This is a genomic window from Paenibacillus algicola, from assembly GCF_005577435.1.
Lineage (GTDB): Bacteria > Bacillota > Bacilli > Paenibacillales > Paenibacillaceae > Paenibacillus_AQ > Paenibacillus_AQ algicola.
Genome location: NZ_CP040396.1, coordinates 2,206,485 through 2,223,740 on the forward strand (window position 1 = coordinate 2,206,485; position 17,256 = coordinate 2,223,740).

Here is a 17,256-nt window from a genome sequence, read left to right on the forward strand (position 1 = left end):
ATGAATAATGCTTCATCGGCTTTAAAAGTAGCGGCTGGTATTTTTTTAACGATTGCCTTGATCACGATTGTTGTCATTTTGTTTATTTCAGCCCAGGAAGCCACGAAGACAGCGCAGAACAATTTCTCGGACATCCAGACTGAGCTCTCTCAGGCTGCATTTACCGTATATGACGGGACCACGATCAGCGGGTCACAGGTGACAAATGCGCTGCGTAAATATAAAGATAAGGATCAGTTCGGCATTATGATTATGACAGGAAAGAACCCGGGCGGACAGTGGTACGGTAATGTGCTTCGAAACGATGGCTCTGTCGATTCACCGGATATTAGACAAGGTGTCATTACGGAAACCTGGAATGAACGAAGTGCGGAGTATGTGAACCCGAGCGGGAAATTTAAAGCGACGATTGTCAAGGATCATTCCAATGTGATCCGGGGCATTATTTTTGCTCAATAAGTGATGACTAACCAGACCCTTGGTATGCTGGAGGTGGCTGCTTACGCCGCTATGTTTATCGCTGCCTGCAGCCTGGCCTTCAATCTTCAGCAGGAAATTGGTACAACGCAAAAGTCTTATTATGAAGCCAGGTTTATGCAAAAGAAAAATCTTACCGCCTATGAGATCCATGACGCTGGAGCACCACGATCAGCCTTATTGAAGTTAACCAGTGCACAGGTATATTATATGCTGACGCATGCCGAAGAAGCTTACCTGATTGAGCTCGAAGGACATAGCTTTGTCTCTGGCAGACAAGCAGCCTCCCCAGTGATTCTCCAGAATCTAGCTGATAATGCCATGTATGAGGCTGAGTATGAGTACGACGCTGAGGGCAGGGTTAAGCTGATCAAATTGAGTAAGGAATAAGGAGAAAGCCATGGTAAATTCATTAACCAAATGGTTCGCCGCTTTGCTGGCGGTGCTTCTCCTGAATATTGTGCCCGCATGGGAGGGGGCGCGGAGACAGGAGGATTTGTCGCGGCTGATGATTATGCAGACCACTGTAAAGTTTGTGGACCATGTCAGGACGAAGGGGTATGTAACACCGGGAATGTACAATGATTTTCTGCAGGAGCTGTCAAATTCAGGAGGCGCTATGCAAGTGGAGCTGGAGCATGAGCACAAGAGGTATCACCCGGAATATGGTGACCCGGCGGACCCAGGAACCTTTCTCCAGTCTTTTGCCGTGGTGTATGATGGCTATTATAACGAGGAAATACTTGGCGTCCTGTTCCCGAATCAGGCAATGGATCTGGACGCTCCTGAACGCACCTACAAATTGACATCCGGGGATCGTTTCTCAATTCAGGTATACAGAAGCAGCAGCAGTCCCTATGGCCTTCTTTCCAACTTCATATATGGAGCATCCTCTGACGCTGAACCCGGATACCATTATGGCGGGGTGGTGCTGAATGAAGATTACTGATTTTGCAATTTTGTTCACTGCTGTGTTTGCCCCTTTTTTTCTTGGCCTGAGTCTCCAGGGACATGAGCTGGAAGAGACAGCTTATCTAGAAATGAAATACAATGCTGCCTTGAAAGCTGCTGTTCAAGATGCTGGCTACATGCTCCATGACAATGCGGAGCCACAGTATGAAGCTGGCTACGAGTCACTTAAAACTCTGAAGATTAATAAAGAGAAAGCCTTAGATACATTTAGTCAAACCTTGTACAGAAATTTCGGCATTCATGAGGATGTATTGGCTCAGGGTGCGCTTTGGACGTATATTCCTGCCGTTGCAGTTATAGATGATGACGGGTTTTACATTTACTCTACAGAGTTAATTCCATCTGCTGCAGGCGAGACCCTGCTTAAACAGGTTTGGTCTAGCAAAATTCCTTTTGCGTATACGGATGATCACGGCAATTATATTCAATTTACGCTTGATCGTCAGGTGAAGGCATATCAGGCCGGCAGCGGCATTTTATACGAAGGCATGCAGGATGAGCTGATTGGTCAGAGCAGCATCCCATTGCTGAATGATTCTGTTCAATTCGAAGCTGTTCGCCGTACTACGATTGTTCATACTCTGCAAAGCTCTCTAGCTTCCTTAATCGCCAGACATAATGAGGCAGCGAGATCCTATGGGATCACGTATCAGTTTACACTTCCGCTTCTTTCCGAGGAGGATTGGCTGAATACGATCGACGATATCGGTGTGATGGCTTTTATTCAAGGGTTGCCGCTCGGGAGCGGCTACTTCAACAATTATGCATTCGGAGGCGGAAGACTGATCAAGAAGCCTGTATATTTCGGTACGAGTGATCCTGTTTATGGCCAAAGGCTGTTTTACAGGGACAGCTGCATTGTCCCCTATTCACCTCAAGAGGTATTCTTCTCTCGAAAAGCGGCTGCAAAGGCAGGCTACAAGGAAGTGGATTGTACCTCTTCTATCATTCCTTGACAAAAATACAGTTTCAGCTTAGCTTCTCTCTGTGATACAATAAATTCTTGATTGCGAGCCGATACAATGCCGCTATTCAAGGGCTTATTCCATATAGACAGGAGTTACCTAAAGATATGAGCTTATTGACTGTTGAAGACGTATCCCATAATTTCGGAGATCGTGTACTATTCAAAAATGTTTCCTTCCGGCTGCTGGCCGGTGAACATGTCGGGCTGGTAGGTGCCAACGGCGTCGGTAAATCGACGTTGATGAACATTTTAACAGGCCAGCTGCTGAAGGACAGCGGTAAAGTAGAATGGACGCCAAAGCTGCGCTACGGCTACCTGGATCAGCATACCAAGCTGACGCCGGGCAAGACCATCCGCGACGTCTTGAAGGACGCATTTCTGCCGCTGCTGGAGCTGGAGCAAGAGATGATGAAGATCACCGACCGCATGGGTGAGGCATCTCCGGAAGAACTGGAGCTGTTGCTGGAGCAGATGGGTGAAATACAGGAGCAGCTGGAGATTGGCGACTTCTACTTGCTTGATGTAAAGGTCGAGGAAATGGCAAATGGCCTTGGGCTGTCCGTAATAGGACTTGATCGCGATGTGGCAAGCCTGAGCGGCGGGCAGCGTACGAAGGTTCTGCTGGCCAAGCTGCTGCTTGAGAAGCCGAATGTGCTGCTGCTGGACGAGCCAACGAACTATCTGGATGTAGAGCACATCGAATGGCTGACTCAATATTTGAAGGATTATCCGTACGCGTTCATACTTATTTCTCATGATACTGAATTTATGAATCAGGTTGTCAATGTGATCTATCATTTAGAATTTGCGAAGCTGACAAGATACACGGCGAATTACGAGAAATTCCTGGAAATGGCGGATATCAACAAGAATCAGCACATTGACGCTTATGAGAAGCAGCAGGAGTTCATTAAGAAGCAAGAAGATTTTATTCAGCGAAATAAGGCGAGATACTCAACCTCAGGCCGTGCCAAGAGCCGGGAGAAGCAGCTGAATCGTCTGGAGCGCATTGATCGTCCGGAGGAAGCGGCCAAGCCGGTGTTCCAGTTTAAAGAATCCCGGGCAAGCGGCAAGACCGTCTTTGAAGGCATTGATTTTGAGATCGGCTACGATCGTCCGCTGCTTCCAAAGATGTCGATTACGATTGAGCGCGGCGAGAAAATTGCAATTGTTGGCTGCAACGGCGTCGGTAAGTCAACTCTGCTTAAGACGATTTTGGGTAAGATCAAGCCCTTCAGCGGCAAGACCTATCAAGGTGATTTTCTTGAGCCGGCTTATTTCGAGCAGGAGGTTCGGGCCGGAAATCTGACGCCAATAGATGAGGTCTGGAACGAGTTTTCACATCTGAATCAGCATGAGGTTCGTGCCCATCTAGCCCGTTGCGGTTTAAAGAATGAGCACATTACACGTCCGATGAAGGCGCTCAGCGGCGGTGAACAAGCGAAGGTAAGATTGTGTAAGCTGCTGATGCGGGAGAGCAACTGGATTTTGTTTGACGAGCCGACCAATCATTTGGATGTCGCGGCCAAAGAAGAGCTGAGAAGAGCGCTCAAGGAATATAAAGGCACCGTACTGCTCGTCTCGCACGAGCCGGAGTTCTATGAGGATTGGGTCACCAAGACCTGGAATGTTGAGGATTGGTCTCATCGTTCTTAGAATAATCAAGCTGTAGATATGCTGAGCCACTCTTCGGAGTGGTTTTTTCTTTATAACCAATCAGTTCAGAGTGGATGATATCGTGTGGTTAAAGCATAAGCCCCCTTGCTCCTTGGCAAGCTATGAATTGAGAGTTCAAGATGAAATGAGAAGGCGGTGCGCACTGTGACGGGAGAGGTGCTATGGATTGTGTCTCACGCGGAGCGCAGGCTATGCATTGAAGAATGGCTTCAAGAAGCTGGATATGAAGTCCTTGTTGCACAGCAGCTGTCCACAGCGTTCATCCAGGCTGCACAAGCATCTGTTGATTTAATCATTCTCGACAGCTTGCAGGAGCAGGCGAATCTGATCGCGTTGATCCACGAGCTTCATGCCTTGAGGGAAGGAGTCCCGATCGTGATTTATGGAACTGGCAGTACAGTTGAGGCTGCGGATGTGTTAGAAGCTGGAGCTAATGACTATATCTTTGAATATGCAGATCAAAGAGAGTTTATCGCGCGAGTACGGAACATGATCACGTTGTTTCGAAGCAAAGCCTCATCTGCTGCTGTCAATGATAATGGGCTTATCAAGATTGGCGATTTATGCATTAATGCTCAAACACGCCATGTCAAGCGAGCGGGAAAAACCATTGAATTGACAAGAAAAGAATATGATCTTCTGCTATATTTGGCTGTCCGGAAGGACGAGGTTTGTTTACGAGAGGATATCTTAGGACAGGTATGGAATTTTGATTTTCATACAGGAACAAATGTGGTTGATGTGTACATTCTTCATTTGCGCGAGAAAATGGACAAGGGTCATAAGTGGAAGCTAATACGCACGGTGCGCGGAGCGGGATACCTTCTTCAGAGCCCCGTCACTTCATAGCGCCAATGACCACATGGGTTGGAATATGAAAAGGCCGCCTCCCAGCAGCTTACTGCAAGAGAGACGGCCTATAAGGCGATGAATCCAATTCGATTTATAGCACGCGGCGTGCTTTCACATATGTCTTGCTCCAATGCCCTGAAGTTAGGGAAGAAACCATAACGCCAGGCTTGCCGTACGTGTGAAGGAATTTGCCGCTGCCAATATAAACGCCAACATGCGTTACATTTTTGCCTGTAGAGCGGCTGCCACTGGAGAAAAAGACCAGATCACCTGTCCGCAGATTGGATTTGGATACGTAGGTACCCACCTTGGATTGAGCCGCAGAAGTACGCGGCAGGTAAACGCCGTATTTTTTGAAAATATGCTTCATCAGAGACGAGCAGTCGAACACTCTAGTTGTGCTTGTGGAAGCGCCAAATTGATAAGGAGTACCCATAAATTGTTTGCCGTAATTGACGACCTTCTTGGCCGTGGAATAACTGGAGCTTACAGCCGCTTCAGCTTGTCCGACAGGACCTGCTGCCAGCAGAGTACCAAAGCCCACCGATGCGCTAAGGCTGACAATAATCGCTTTTTTGACCCAAGTATGTTTGTTCATGTTGTAATTACCTCCAAAGGGTTTATTGTTTTGCCGATGAACCGAGTATAACAGATATGAAACTATACATATTTTTCCTTTCCCTGCAAAAAGCTTACTGTTACTGCATTGAAAGCGATTTATTAAAAGTTGATTAAAAGTTACAAATCTTTAAAAATAATGATTGTAAAAGAAATAAAAAGAGCCACAACCCCTTATCATATAAGGGATTGCAGCTCGGAGACTATGAATTTATTAAGTTACAAAAAAGTAATAACTATGCGTCCTTGCTCTGAATAATCAGCAGCAGACCACTCTCAATACTGACATGTCCCACCTTATCTAAGAAACGGTTGCTAATTCCGAGGGATTGTCCGAGCTTAACGGTCGCATTGTGAAGAGGATACTGAAACCCTTCTAAATGAATGCCAGTGACCTCATGAGTAATTGGTAAAATAGATACGTAGGTATAGCCTCGATCCACGAGCGAGCAGGAGGAGCCGGTTAATGTAATGAAATTATGCAGATCCAGGATGGAGCAGTCGATGTGATGCTGGACCCCGCGAACGAGCATCTGAATATTGGCAAGCGTGTGATCCATTCGGGTTCCCGTGCCTCCAATTATCAGAATCTGTTTAGGGCTGCGGTCAATAGCCAGGTTGAAGGCCATCTCGGTATCCGTTAAATCCTTAGAGATGGGATCACAGCTCCATACCTCACCGCTGTTCTTCTGGATCACCATCATTTCCTCTCTCGTCACAGAGTCAAAATCACCAAGAGCGATATGAGGTGTCAAGCCGTGCTCAATTAAATAGAGAGCGCCGCGGTCAGCGCCTATCAGAAAATCATCGTCTTCAATGTGCTCCAGTAAAGCAGGAGACATTTGGCCGCCGGTGACGATTACAATTCGGTCCGAGCTCATGTTATACCCTCCAATGTACGATCAATGTATCGGAAGCTGTCGTATTATACAGTATAAAGAAGTTTTTCATCTTGCACAATTGAATCGGCGGCGGATAAAATGGAAGAGCGATGTGAGGATGATGAGAGAAAGCGGGATGAAGGATTTTGGACATGCACGTTTTTGAGTGGTTCAGCATTATCGGTACGGTTGCTTTTGCGATGTCCGGCGCATTTGTAGCGATGGAAGAGGATTATGACATTTTGGGGATTGTGGTGCTGGGCCTTGTAACTGCCTTTGGCGGCGGTGTGGTCCGAAATGTATTAATCGGGGTTCCAGTTACGACCTTATGGAGCCAAGGTGATCTTATTCTGCTGGCCATCATTTCAGTTTTTGTTGCTTTTGTGCTGCCGATGGCTTGGATCAAGCATTGGAAGCGGACCGAGGCTCTTTTTGATGCTATTGGATTATCAGCTTTTGCGGTACAAGGCGGCATTTATGCCACGCAAATGAATCATCCGCTTAGTGCGGTCGTCGTTGCCGCGGCTTTGACCGGAATTGGCGGCGGAATTATCCGCGACCTGCTTGCAGGACGCAAGCCGCTCGTGCTTCGAGATGAGATTTATGCCGTCTGGGCGATGGCCGCGGGAGCAGCCATCGGCCTGGGACTGACCCAGTCCACATGGCAGCTGCTGCTGTTATTTCTGCTCGTTATTGTGTTTCGTATGCTTTCTGTACATTACAAATGGCGCTTGCCAAGAAGGCTGCTTCAGGCAGAATCGGCACCGACCGGTAAGGATACAGCCGCTTAGCTTTGGAATAAAGCTTGAGAGGGTAATCAGTAATAATGAAAGAAAGGATGAGGACCATGATCACAGTGCTATTCGTATGTCTCGGGAACATTTGCCGCTCGCCCATGGCGGAGGCCGTGTTCCGTCACAAGGTGAATCAAAGAGGACTGAGTGAGCAGATTGAAGTAGATTCAGCTGGAACAGGAGATTGGCATATCGGCAAAATACCTCATGAGGGCACGCGCAAGCTGCTGGACAGCTGGAGAATCAGCTATGAGGGCATGAGTGCAAGGCAGGTGCAGCATGAGGACTTGTCCGACTTTGATTATGTTATTGCAATGGATAACACAAACGCCGAGAATCTTAGCGCTCTGCCTGGAGGTTCGGAGGCGGACATTCTCAAATTTATGGACCTGCTTCCGGAAGAGAAGCTGAGAGAAGTGCCAGACCCGTACTTTACAGGAAACTTTGAAGAGGTTTATCGCCTGATCGATTCAGGCTGTGATGTATTGCTGGACAGAATTGTGAATGAAAAGTTATAATCATGTTCGTGTAAAGGGATGCGGCAGCATTCCTCATTAGTTCTTATTGAAAGCGGAATCATGAATAAGTTGAGAGCATCAGCTACTAAAAAAAGATGAACAAGGCACATTGAGAAAGAATGCGCACGCTGTTCATCTTTTTTGCAAGGATTTGTATAGTGGAGCCTTTATTGAAGGAAGTATTTCAAAGCCGCCGGCAGCTCCTGCTGCCAAAAGCCCCAAATATGACGGCCGTCCTTCTCTTCATAATGGACTGTAGCACCCCGTTCCTCTAATAAATCCCGCGTGTTCCGATTGAGCTCAACAAAATTGTATACGCCCGTATCCGTGGTGTAGCTGTCCTCCTGCAGTCCGACAATCATAAAGATATTTAGCCAGGATAGATCGGTTTCGAGTGCCGTATGATGCTGCGTCTGCTCGTAATAGGCGCCGGACAAGCTGATAATTTGTTGAAAGAGCTCGGGATAGGAAAGCGCGAGATGCAGTGACACGCTGCCTCCAAGTGAGTCTCCGGCAAGCACACGCTGAGAGGGCTCGGGCCGCACAGGATATTTCCCTTCTATATAGGGAACAATTTCTTCGGCGAAGCACGACAAATAATGGTCAAACCGGTTGCCAAATGGCGCATACTCCTCGGTCCGGACTTTGGTATTCACTTCCACGCCGATAATGATGAATGGCTCAATTCCTTCTTCAAGTATAAGCTGGTTAGCCCAGGTTGCGATTCGCCCGAAATTGAAAAATTCCTCGCCATCCTGGCAGTAGACAGCACGGTAGCTGAGCTTGGGATCATAGCCTGGAGGCAGATAAATCCGCAGGGCTCTGGATTCCTTTAAATGAGCGCTCTGAATCTCTTCCTTGACAATGGTACGCTTCAATAAAGAACGGTCTGTCATATTTCGTCACCTTTCGAGGGTAAGTTTTTGAAAAGATGTCCACAATAAGTTAAGATTAACCTGCAGCCAGGAAAAAAGAAATGGAAACCCCGTTAACTGTTAAACTGTTATACTAATTATCTTAACCTGTTACATATACAAAGTGAATTAAATTCACTTTTGTTCAGTAATTCTTTGACGAACATAGTGAAACAGGTGTATAATAATTCTATAACAGCGGAACTTGATATTCAAATATTTATTGAGGTGAAAAAAATGACCAAGGTTCCTTACGAAGTATATTCCGAGGAAGTTGAAGCGCTATCCGTACTTTCTCCGGAAGGCGAGATTGTAAACCAGGATCTGATGCCTGAGCTTACCGATGAGCAGTTGAAGGAAATTATGTACCGCATGGTATTTACCCGCACCTGGGATGACCGCGCCGTTAACCTCGGCCGCCAAGGACGTCTCGGGTTTTACGCGCCTGTATCCGGTCAAGAAGCTACGATGGTCGGCAGTGTGTACGCTCTGGATAAAGAAGATTTTGTATGTCCGGGCTACCGTGATATGCCGCAGATCGTCTGGCATGGACTTCCGCTTTACCAAGCATTTCTGTACTCCCGTGGACATCAGCATGGCGGCCAGATTCCAGATGGCGTAAACGTTCTGATGCCGCAGATCATTATCGGCGCACAGATTCTGCATGCTATGGGGATTGCCATGGGCTATAAGCTGAAGAAGCAGAAGCAGGTTGTTATTACTTATACCGGTGATGGCGGCTCCTCTGAAGGCGACTTCTACGAGGGCTTGAACTTTGCAGGCGTATATAAGCTTCCAACCATTTTCTTCGTTCAAAACAACGGCTATGCTATCACAACTCCGTTCTCTAAACAGACGGCTGCATTGTCCATCGCGCACAAGGCTGTAGCTGCCGGCATCAAGGGTGTTAAGGTAGACGGTATGGACGTGCTGGCTGTCATTAAAGCTGTTCGTGACGCTGCTGAGCGCGGCCGCAACGGTGAAGGTGCGACGCTGATCGAGGCTGTCACTTACCGTTTCCGTCCTCACTCCATGTCTGACGATGCTTCGAAGTATCGGAGCAAAGAAGAAGAAGCAGAGTGGAACGCGAAGGATCCGATCGTTCGTATGGCTAAATTCCTGGAGAAGAAGGGACTTTGGTCAGAAGAAGATACGGCTCGTGTGAAGGAAGAAGCGAAGGCAACGGTGAATGAACAGATCAAGAAGGCGGAGAAGACCGAGAAAATGACGGTTTCGGGCCTGATCGACAGCATGTTCGAGCAAACACCGAAGCACCTGGAAGAGCAAAAGGCTGATTTCCAATAAGATTATGCAGCTCTTGGCTGCGCTATAAATACGGTACTGTCAACCTGATGTGACTTGTAATGTCTAAGGAGGAAATGAAGCAATGGCACAAATGAACATGAAAGAAGCGATTCGCGACGCTATGCGCGTCGAATTGAACCGTGACCCTAACGTTGTCATCTTCGGTGAGGACGTGGGTAATGTAGGCGGTGTTTTCCGGGTAACGGAAGGCCTGCAGAAGGAGTTCGGTGACGAGCGCGTATTTGATACACCGCTGGCTGAATCCGCAATTGGCGGTATGGCTGTCGGTCTCGGTATTCAGGGCTTCCGCCCGATCGCTGAGATTCAGTTCGTCGGATTTATTTTTGAAGCATTGGATCAGATTCTGGTTCAAGCTGCCCGGATGCGTTACCGTTCCGGCGGCAAATATACGTCCCCAATCGTATTCCGTACTCCTTTTGGCGGCGGTGTTAAAGCAGCTGAGCTTCACACCGATGCGCTGGAGGGTTTGATTACACAATCCCCGGGTATTAAAGTCGTAGTTCCTTCCAATCCTTATGATGCCAAGGGACTGATGATTGCGGCGATCCGTGATAACGACCCGGTCTTTTTCATGGAGCATTTGAATCTGTATCATGCATTCCGTGCTGAAGTGCCGGAGGGTGAATATACCGTTGAGATCGGCAAGGCTAATATTGTGCGTGATGGCTCTGATGTGACTATTATCGCTTATGGCATGATGGTTCATACCGCGACGAAGGCTGCAGATGAGCTGGAGAAGCAGGGCATTAAAGCTGAGATTATCGACCTGCGCACCGTATCTCCGATCGACATTGATACGATCGTAAACTCTGTGAAGAAAACGAACCGTGCGATTGTTGTGCAGGAAGCTCAAAAGTCTGCCGGCGTAGCTGCTGAGGTTATCGCTCAGATCAATGAAAGAGCTATTCTGCATCTGGAAGCTCCTGTCCTTCGGGTAGCTGCTCCGGATACGGTATATCCTTTTGCCCAGGTTGAGGATGCCTGGCTGCCGACGCCTGCCCGTATTGCAGCGGCGGTCAAGAAAGTTATGGAATTTTAATCGCAGAATTATCTAGGGAGGTTATACAGTTGGCAAAATTCGAATATCGTTTCCCCGAGCTGGGCGAAGGTCTGCATGAAGGTGAAATCATCAAAATGCACATCAAGCCGGGTGACAAAGTAACAGACGACGACATCATCATGGAAGTGCAGAACGACAAGGCCGTCGTTGAAGTTCCTTGTCCCGTAAATGGTACGGTTCAGGAGGTATTTGCCAAGGACGGTCAGGTATGCCGTGTAGGTGAAGTGGTTGCCATCATTGATGCGGAGGGTGAAATTCCTGAACAGGAAGTCCAGGAAAATGAACAATCCGCTCAAGAGGTTGACGCTTCCCAAGGCGGAGTGGATACCGATTCCTCCCCAGCAGCGGATGCGCCTGCCGATTCGAAGCAAGGTGGAGCGGAGTCATCTGCACCTGCAGCACCGAACAAAGACGTGCTTGCTACCCCAAGCGTACGTAAATTTGCACGGGAACAGGGCGTAGACCTGTCGCAGGTATCCGGTTCCGGCAACAACGGCAAGATTACCCGCGAGGATGTAGAAGCGTTCAAGAACGGCGGAGGTCAAGCTCCTGCCCAGAAGGCTGAGGCTGCTCCAGTAGAAGAAGCGGCTGAAGCGGCAGTACCTGCAGCGGCGGCTCCTTCCGATGCACGTGCTGAAGAAGAGCGCGTTCCGTTCAAAGGGATTCGCAAGGCAATTTCAAACGCAATGGTGAAGTCAGCCTATACTGCACCTCACGTAACCATCATGGATGAAGTGGACGTTACCGAGCTGGTTGCATTCCGCACCCGGATGAAGCCGATTGCTGAGAAGAAGGGTACGAAGGTAACCTACCTGCCATTCATCGTGAAGGCATTGGTAGCGGCATGCCGTCAGTTCCCGGCCCTGAATGCCATGATCGACGAAGAGTCCAATGAAATTGTGTACAAGAAGTACTACAACATCGGAATTGCAACAGATACAGACAGCGGTTTGATCGTTCCTGTAATTAAGGACGCGGATCGTAAGAGCATCTGGATGATCGCGGACAGCATCCGTGATCTGGCAAGCCGTGGTCGTGATGGCAAGCTGAGCCCTAATGAAATGAGAGGCTCGACCATCTCCATCACGAACATTGGATCTGCTGGCGGTATGTTCTTTACTCCGATTATCAATTTCCCTGAGGTTGCTATTCTGGGTACAGGCCGGATTTCCGAGAAGCCGGTTGTGAAGAACGGAGAAATTGTAGCTGCACCTGTCATGGCTCTTTCCCTGAGCTTTGACCACCGTATTATTGATGGAGCAACTGCCCAAAACTTTATGAATTACATTAAACAACTGCTCGCTAACCCTGAGCTGCTTGTGATGGAGGTGTAACACATGGTAGTAGGAGACGCTTCTCTGGATATTGATACATTAGTTATTGGTGCTGGTCCCGGCGGCTATGTGGCGGCAATTCGTGCGGCCCAGCTGGGCCAAAAGGTTCTGATTGTGGACAAGGCTGAGGTTGGCGGCGTGTGCTTGAACAGAGGATGTATTCCTTCAAAAGCACTGATCTCTGCGGCACACAGCTTTGAATCCGCGAAGCATGCAGATGCTTTCGGTGTTCAGGTTGGTGACGTGACGGTTGACTTTGCCAAGACTCAAGAGTTCAAGAGCGGTGTGGTCAAGAAGCTGACCGGCGGAGTTGGCGCGCTGCTTAAGGGCAACAAGGTTGAAATATTCAACGGCGAGTGCATGTTCATTAATGAAAACGAAGCTCGTGTATTCAATGAGCATGAATCTCCACGTTATCGTTTCAAAAACTGTATCATTGCTACCGGCTCCCGTCCGATTGAGCTGAAAGCATTCCCGTTCGGTGGACGCATTATGTCTTCCACGGAAGCTCTGGAGCTGCAAGAGCTGCCGAAGAGCCTCGTTGTAATCGGCGGCGGGTACATCGGCGCTGAGCTGGGTCAAATGTTCTCCAAATTCGGCACGAAGGTTACGATCCTGGAAGGTCTGGACTCGATCCTGAACGGATTTGATCCTGATATGACGAAGCTGGTTGCTAAGAACATGCAAAAAACCGGCGTTGAAATTATTACGAATGCTAAAGCTGAAAGTGCAGAGCAGACGGATAAAGACGTCACTGTGAAGTACACTGTCAACGGTGAGAACAAAGAAATCACTGCAGATTATCTGCTTGTAACCGTTGGACGCCGTCCGAACACCGACGGTGAGCTCGGTCTGGATCTGATCGATATTGAAATGACAGACCGCGGTCTGATCAAGGTGGATCACCAGGGACGTACCAACCATCCGCATATCTTTGCGATTGGTGATATCGTGCCAGGTCCTGCATTGGCGCACAAAGCTTCTTATGAAGGTAAAGTAGCTGCTGAAGCGATTTCCGGTCTTCCATCCGTAGTAGACTACAAATGTGTACCAGCGGTTGCGTTTACAGATCCGGAATGCTCCAGCGTAGGCTTGACAGAAGCACAGGCTAAAGAGCAAGGCTACAAGCCGAAGTCCGGGAAGTTCCCGTTTGCGGGTAACGGCCGTGCCCTGTCTCTGAACAGCCCTGAAGGCTTCGTGAAGATTGTTGCTGATGAAGATACCGGTTTGGTGCTGGGCGCTCATATTGCCGGGATCGAAGCTTCCAATCTGATTGCTGAGCTTGGTCTTGCTATCGAAATGGGAGCTACCCTGGAAGATATCGCCCTGACCATTCATGCACATCCTACGCTTGGCGAAATCGTTGCGGAAGGCGCTGAGCTGGTGCTCGGTCATCCAATTCACGCCATGGCACCGCGCAAATAAAGAATTCATATCACTTTCATGATAAAATGGCCGGCGGACTCCATTAGGACTCTGCCGGTTTTTTTTCTTTTCACCTGGTTAGCTTGTGGTCAAAGTTCCACTTGATTTCACTTGATAGGAATACATGGATCACATAAACTAAATGAGAGAAGCTAAATTAAAAGAGATATAAGGTGGGAATCCGGTTGAAAAGTTACCTGGAATTATTACAGGATATTCTAGATCATGGAGTGGAAAAAGAGGACCGCACCGGTACGGGAACCTTGTCCGTATTTGGTCGCCAGCTTCGCTTTAATCTCGCTGAAGGCTTTCCACTGGTAACAACAAAGCGTATCCATCTAAAATCTGTCGTCCATGAGCTGCTATGGTTCCTGAGCGGAGACACGAATATCCGTTATCTGAAGGAAAATAAGGTGCGGATCTGGGACGAATGGGCAGACGAGCAAGGTGAGCTTGGGCCTGTATACGGCTCACAGTGGCGTCATTGGGAAGCGCCGGACGGTCGACAGATTGATCAGATTGCGAATGTGATTGAATCCATCCGACAGAACCCAGACTCTCGCCGGCATATTGTGAGTGCATGGAATGTCGCGGAGATTGAGCAAATGAAGCTGCCGCCATGCCATTTCGTCTTTCAATTCTATGTAGCCGGCGGGAAGCTATCCTGCATGCTGACGATGAGATCCGTGGATACGTTTCTGGGACTGCCCTTTAACATTGCGAGCTATGCATTATTGACGCACATGGTCGCTCAGCAATGCGATTTAGAGCCTGGAGAATTCATCTGGTCCGGCGGTGATGTTCATATCTACTCCAACCACTTGGAACAGGTAAAAACCCAGCTGGAAAGAGAGCCATATGCTCCGCCGCAGCTCGTGATCAAGCGCAAGCCAGACAGTATTTTTCAGTACGAATTTGAGGATTTTGAATTCCAGAATTACGAGCATCATCCGACAATCAAGGCAACGGTCGCCATTTAACGATATCTCTACTGTAGCAGGTCTGAGCGTAATTTAAGGCAAAGGAGCGTCTTTAAAGGATGAGCATCTCAATGATTTGGGCTATGGGCCGAAACGGAGTGATCGGCAAGGATAATGACATCCCTTGGCGTTTGCCGCGGGATCTGGCCTACTTTAAGAAAATGACACTGCAAAAAACGATTCTCATGGGCAGAAAAACGTGGGAGTCGTTCGGTGGCCAGCCGCTGCCTCAGCGTCGCCATTTAGTAGTGACCGGAGATCATAATTATTCGGTTCCTTTTGAAGAGGTGCACATCCTTCATGATTTGGAGGAGGCGATGCCTTACTCTCAGGATCAGGAGCTAATGGTTATTGGCGGATCTCAAATCTACAAGCAGATGCTGCCAAAAGCGGACCGATTGTATGTAACATTTATTGAAGAAGATTTTGAGGGAGACACGTATTTCCCCGAGGTTGATTGGAGTCAGTGGACGCTTGTGAGCAATGAGGCCGGAATTATGGATGAGAACAATCCGTACAGCTATCGATTTGCAATTTATGAGCGGGCTGAGAGCTAGAAACGATTTCCTGTGGTGACTCTTCGTGCTGAGATGGTTGTAGGAAAACACAAATGATTATGCATATAATCCATTTAACAGCAGAAAGAACTAATGCTACGATATTTTTACACTGTGAACCGGTAAAGATGCTGACAAGCCAGCGGACAAGCGGTGATAAAAGTTTTTCTTAACAGGCATAGAAAAAATAAATCGCGATTTTCACGGTTTATTCCTTCTTTCACAGATAGATAGCTCACATTTTATGATATGATTAAAAATACAATCACACGAATGACTCAGCATGACTAGAACGGATGGGGGAAAGCAGGATGTCAACACCAACTGGATTTATGGAATATAACCGTCAGCTGCCGGCAGATCGGGAACCGGCGGAGCGGATTAAAGACTGGGAAGAGTTTCACAAACATATGGAAGAAGAAGAGCTTCAAACCCAGGGAGCTCGCTGTATGGATTGCGGAACGCCATATTGTCATACGGGCATCGACATGGTTGGAGGTACGGCAGGCTGTCCTGTGCACAACCTGATTCCGGAGTGGAATAATCTTGTCTATCGCGGCTTGTGGAGAGATGCGCTGGAGCGTCTTCATAAGACGAACAATTTTCCGGAGTTTACGGGACGAATCTGTCCGGCGCCTTGTGAAGGCTCATGTACAGTAGGCTTGATTGGTCAGCCTGTGACAATTAAGACCATTGAACAGGCCATTATTGATAAAGGCTTTGAAGAGGGCTGGGTAGTTCCAGAGCCGCCGGAGAAGCGGACAGGGCGCCGTGTTGCCGTAGTAGGCTCCGGTCCTGCCGGTCTGGCGGCGGCGGCGCAGCTGAATAAGGCTGGACATACCGTTACAGTTTACGAGCGTTCTGACCGTGTTGGAGGACTGCTTATGTACGGTATTCCATCTATGAAGCTGGATAAAGCAGTTGTTCAGCGCCGTGTGGATCTTCTCGCTGCAGAGGGTGTAGAGTTCATTGTGAACACGGAGATTGGGAAGGACATTCCTGCCCAGCAGCTGGTGGATGATTACGATGCGGTTGTCCTGTGCGGCGGAGCCACAAAGCCCCGTCAGTTCAACATTGAAGGCAGTGACTTGAAGGGCGTTCACTATGCGATGGATTACCTCAACGGTACAATCAAGAGCTATCTCGATTCCAACCTGGAGGATGGCAATTATATCTCCGCTAAGGATCAGGATGTGATCGTGATTGGCGGCGGCGATACAGGCTCTGACTGTGTGGCTACTGCTCTGCGTCACGGCTGCAGAAGCATTACGCAGTTCGGTACACACAAGAAAGCGCCATTAGAGCGTGATACCATGAACAATCCGTGGCCGCAATTCCCGAACGTGTACACGCTGGATTATGCACACGAAGAAGCCAAGGCTATGTTTGGACAGGATCCGCGTGAATTCTCCATTATGACGACGAAATTTGTCGGGGATGAAGAAGGTAATCTGAAAGAGCTCCATACGATTCAGATTGAACGGATTGTAGATGAAACAGGACGTAAGGTATACCAGCCGGTACCGGGCACAGAGCGGATTTTTCCGGCTCAGAAGGCGTTTATTGCCATCGGTTTTGACGGACCGGAATCTACGATTCTGGATCAGCTCGGTCTGGAAGCCGACCGCCGCTCTAATGTAAAAGCGAAATACGGCAAATATACAACGAACGTTGACAAGGTTTTTGCAGCAGGTGATATGCGCCGGGGACAGAGCTTGGTTGTATGGGCAATTAATGAGGGCCGTGAGGCTGCCCGTGAAGTGGATAAGTTTTTGATGGGCAGCACGGTGCTGGTTTAATCACTCTGTCATCTATGCTATAATTAAATATCATGTTGAGAAGGACTTCGCCTGGGCGGAGTCCTTTTTTAGAGTCCAGCGGGAGTCTGCAAGTGGTAGATTCAG

18 protein-coding genes are annotated in these 17,256 nt (G+C 48.3%); 15 read left to right on the plus strand and 3 right to left on the minus strand.

What is annotated here, in order from left to right; genetic code table 11:
- From E6C60_RS10170 to E6C60_RS10195, 6 genes are all read left to right on the plus strand, one after another.
- Positions 1-459, plus strand: coding sequence for an ABC transporter permease (locus E6C60_RS10170; RefSeq protein ID WP_138225754.1), 459 nt, complete (start codon positions 1-3; stop codon positions 457-459).
- On the plus strand, positions 460-867 hold the full coding sequence (locus tag E6C60_RS10175; protein ID WP_138225755.1) for a hypothetical protein: 408 nt from the start codon (positions 460-462) through the stop codon (positions 865-867). It begins immediately after the preceding gene.
- A gap of 10 nt (positions 868-877) precedes the next feature.
- Complete coding sequence (locus E6C60_RS10180; RefSeq protein WP_138225756.1) at positions 878-1,426, plus strand: hypothetical protein; 549 nt, start codon at positions 878-880, stop codon at positions 1,424-1,426.
- Positions 1,413-2,405, plus strand: coding sequence for a hypothetical protein (locus E6C60_RS10185; protein WP_138225757.1), 993 nt, complete (start codon positions 1,413-1,415; stop codon positions 2,403-2,405). Before E6C60_RS10180 ends, E6C60_RS10185 begins: the two co-directional genes overlap by 14 nt.
- A 116-nt stretch (positions 2,406-2,521) precedes the next feature.
- A complete protein-coding gene (locus E6C60_RS10190; RefSeq protein ID WP_138225758.1) occupies positions 2,522-4,072 on the plus strand; it encodes an ABC-F family ATP-binding cassette domain-containing protein in 1,551 nt (516 codons plus the stop codon).
- A 165-nt stretch (positions 4,073-4,237) separates the two neighbouring features.
- Positions 4,238-4,942, plus strand: a complete 705-nt coding sequence (locus E6C60_RS10195; protein WP_175415266.1) for a response regulator transcription factor — start codon at positions 4,238-4,240, stop codon at positions 4,940-4,942.
- A 94-nt stretch (positions 4,943-5,036) separates the two neighbouring features.
- Here E6C60_RS10195 and E6C60_RS10200 read toward each other — a convergent pair whose 3' ends face one another.
- The gene (locus tag E6C60_RS10200; protein WP_138225760.1) at positions 5,037-5,543 is read right to left on the minus strand and encodes a C40 family peptidase; all 507 of its coding nucleotides are present in this window, start codon (positions 5,541-5,543) and stop codon (positions 5,037-5,039) included.
- Between the two features lie 256 nt (positions 5,544-5,799).
- Complete coding sequence (locus E6C60_RS10205; RefSeq protein ID WP_138225761.1) at positions 5,800-6,444, minus strand: thiamine diphosphokinase; 645 nt, start codon at positions 6,442-6,444, stop codon at positions 5,800-5,802.
- A gap of 152 nt (positions 6,445-6,596) precedes the next feature.
- Between E6C60_RS10205 and E6C60_RS10210 the strand changes: the two genes are divergently transcribed.
- Together E6C60_RS10210 and E6C60_RS10215 are read left to right on the plus strand one after the other, a co-directional pair.
- Positions 6,597-7,235, plus strand: coding sequence for a trimeric intracellular cation channel family protein (locus tag E6C60_RS10210; RefSeq protein WP_138227733.1), 639 nt, complete (start codon positions 6,597-6,599; stop codon positions 7,233-7,235).
- Positions 7,236-7,291: 56 nt separating this feature from the next.
- The gene (locus tag E6C60_RS10215; protein WP_138225762.1) at positions 7,292-7,756 is read left to right on the plus strand and encodes a low molecular weight protein-tyrosine-phosphatase; all 465 of its coding nucleotides are present in this window, start codon (positions 7,292-7,294) and stop codon (positions 7,754-7,756) included.
- Positions 7,757-7,923: 167 nt separating this feature from the next.
- Here E6C60_RS10215 and E6C60_RS10220 read toward each other — a convergent pair whose 3' ends face one another.
- Complete coding sequence (locus E6C60_RS10220) at positions 7,924-8,652, minus strand: alpha/beta hydrolase (RefSeq protein WP_138225763.1); 729 nt, start codon at positions 8,650-8,652, stop codon at positions 7,924-7,926.
- Positions 8,653-8,907: 255 nt separating this feature from the next.
- Here E6C60_RS10220 and pdhA point away from each other — a divergent pair, with 255 nt between their 5' ends.
- The 7 genes from pdhA (at position 8,908) to E6C60_RS10255 (ending at position 17,151) form a co-directional block, all read left to right on the plus strand.
- On the plus strand, positions 8,908-9,975 hold the full coding sequence (gene pdhA, locus E6C60_RS10225) for a pyruvate dehydrogenase (acetyl-transferring) E1 component subunit alpha (protein WP_138227734.1): 1,068 nt from the start codon (positions 8,908-8,910) through the stop codon (positions 9,973-9,975).
- An 82-nt stretch (positions 9,976-10,057) separates the two neighbouring features.
- Positions 10,058-11,035, plus strand: coding sequence for an alpha-ketoacid dehydrogenase subunit beta (locus E6C60_RS10230; protein WP_138225764.1), 978 nt, complete (start codon positions 10,058-10,060; stop codon positions 11,033-11,035).
- A gap of 29 nt (positions 11,036-11,064) precedes the next feature.
- A complete protein-coding gene (locus E6C60_RS10235) occupies positions 11,065-12,390 on the plus strand; it encodes a dihydrolipoamide acetyltransferase family protein (RefSeq protein ID WP_138225765.1) in 1,326 nt (441 codons plus the stop codon).
- A 3-nt stretch (positions 12,391-12,393) separates the two neighbouring features.
- Positions 12,394-13,815, plus strand: a complete 1,422-nt coding sequence (lpdA, locus tag E6C60_RS10240) for a dihydrolipoyl dehydrogenase (RefSeq protein WP_138225766.1) — start codon at positions 12,394-12,396, stop codon at positions 13,813-13,815.
- 185 nt (positions 13,816-14,000) lie between these two features.
- On the plus strand, positions 14,001-14,795 hold the full coding sequence (gene thyA, locus E6C60_RS10245) for a thymidylate synthase (protein ID WP_138225767.1): 795 nt from the start codon (positions 14,001-14,003) through the stop codon (positions 14,793-14,795).
- 59 nt (positions 14,796-14,854) lie between these two features.
- Entirely contained in the window at positions 14,855-15,352 is a 498-nt protein-coding gene (locus E6C60_RS10250; protein WP_138225768.1) for a dihydrofolate reductase, read from the plus strand.
- 311 nt (positions 15,353-15,663) lie between these two features.
- The gene (locus E6C60_RS10255) at positions 15,664-17,151 is read left to right on the plus strand and encodes a glutamate synthase subunit beta (RefSeq protein ID WP_138225769.1); all 1,488 of its coding nucleotides are present in this window, start codon (positions 15,664-15,666) and stop codon (positions 17,149-17,151) included.
- The last annotated feature ends 105 nt before the right edge of the window (positions 17,152-17,256 follow it).

Coding starts and splice junctions, on each gene's coding strand:
- E6C60_RS10190 (WP_138225758.1), top strand. CDS start 2,522: ATGAGCTTATTGACTGTTGAAGACGTATCCCATAATTTCGGAGATCGT.
- E6C60_RS10200 (WP_138225760.1), bottom strand. CDS start 5,543: ATGAACAAACATACTTGGGTCAAAAAAGCGATTATTGTCAGCCTTAGC.
- E6C60_RS10230 (WP_138225764.1), top strand. CDS start 10,058: ATGGCACAAATGAACATGAAAGAAGCGATTCGCGACGCTATGCGCGTC.
- E6C60_RS10250 (WP_138225768.1), top strand. CDS start 14,855: ATGAGCATCTCAATGATTTGGGCTATGGGCCGAAACGGAGTGATCGGC.
- E6C60_RS10220 (WP_138225763.1), bottom strand. CDS start 8,652: ATGACAGACCGTTCTTTATTGAAGCGTACCATTGTCAAGGAAGAGATT.
- E6C60_RS10180 (WP_138225756.1), top strand. CDS start 878: ATGGTAAATTCATTAACCAAATGGTTCGCCGCTTTGCTGGCGGTGCTT.
- E6C60_RS10205 (WP_138225761.1), bottom strand. CDS start 6,444: ATGAGCTCGGACCGAATTGTAATCGTCACCGGCGGCCAAATGTCTCCT.
- E6C60_RS10210 (WP_138227733.1), top strand. CDS start 6,597: ATGCACGTTTTTGAGTGGTTCAGCATTATCGGTACGGTTGCTTTTGCG.
- lpdA (WP_138225766.1), top strand. CDS start 12,394: ATGGTAGTAGGAGACGCTTCTCTGGATATTGATACATTAGTTATTGGT.
- pdhA (WP_138227734.1), top strand. CDS start 8,908: ATGACCAAGGTTCCTTACGAAGTATATTCCGAGGAAGTTGAAGCGCTA.
- E6C60_RS10215 (WP_138225762.1), top strand. CDS start 7,292: ATGATCACAGTGCTATTCGTATGTCTCGGGAACATTTGCCGCTCGCCC.
- E6C60_RS10255 (WP_138225769.1), top strand. CDS start 15,664: ATGTCAACACCAACTGGATTTATGGAATATAACCGTCAGCTGCCGGCA.
- E6C60_RS10185 (WP_138225757.1), top strand. CDS start 1,413: ATGAAGATTACTGATTTTGCAATTTTGTTCACTGCTGTGTTTGCCCCT.
- E6C60_RS10170 (WP_138225754.1), top strand. CDS start 1: ATGAATAATGCTTCATCGGCTTTAAAAGTAGCGGCTGGTATTTTTTTA.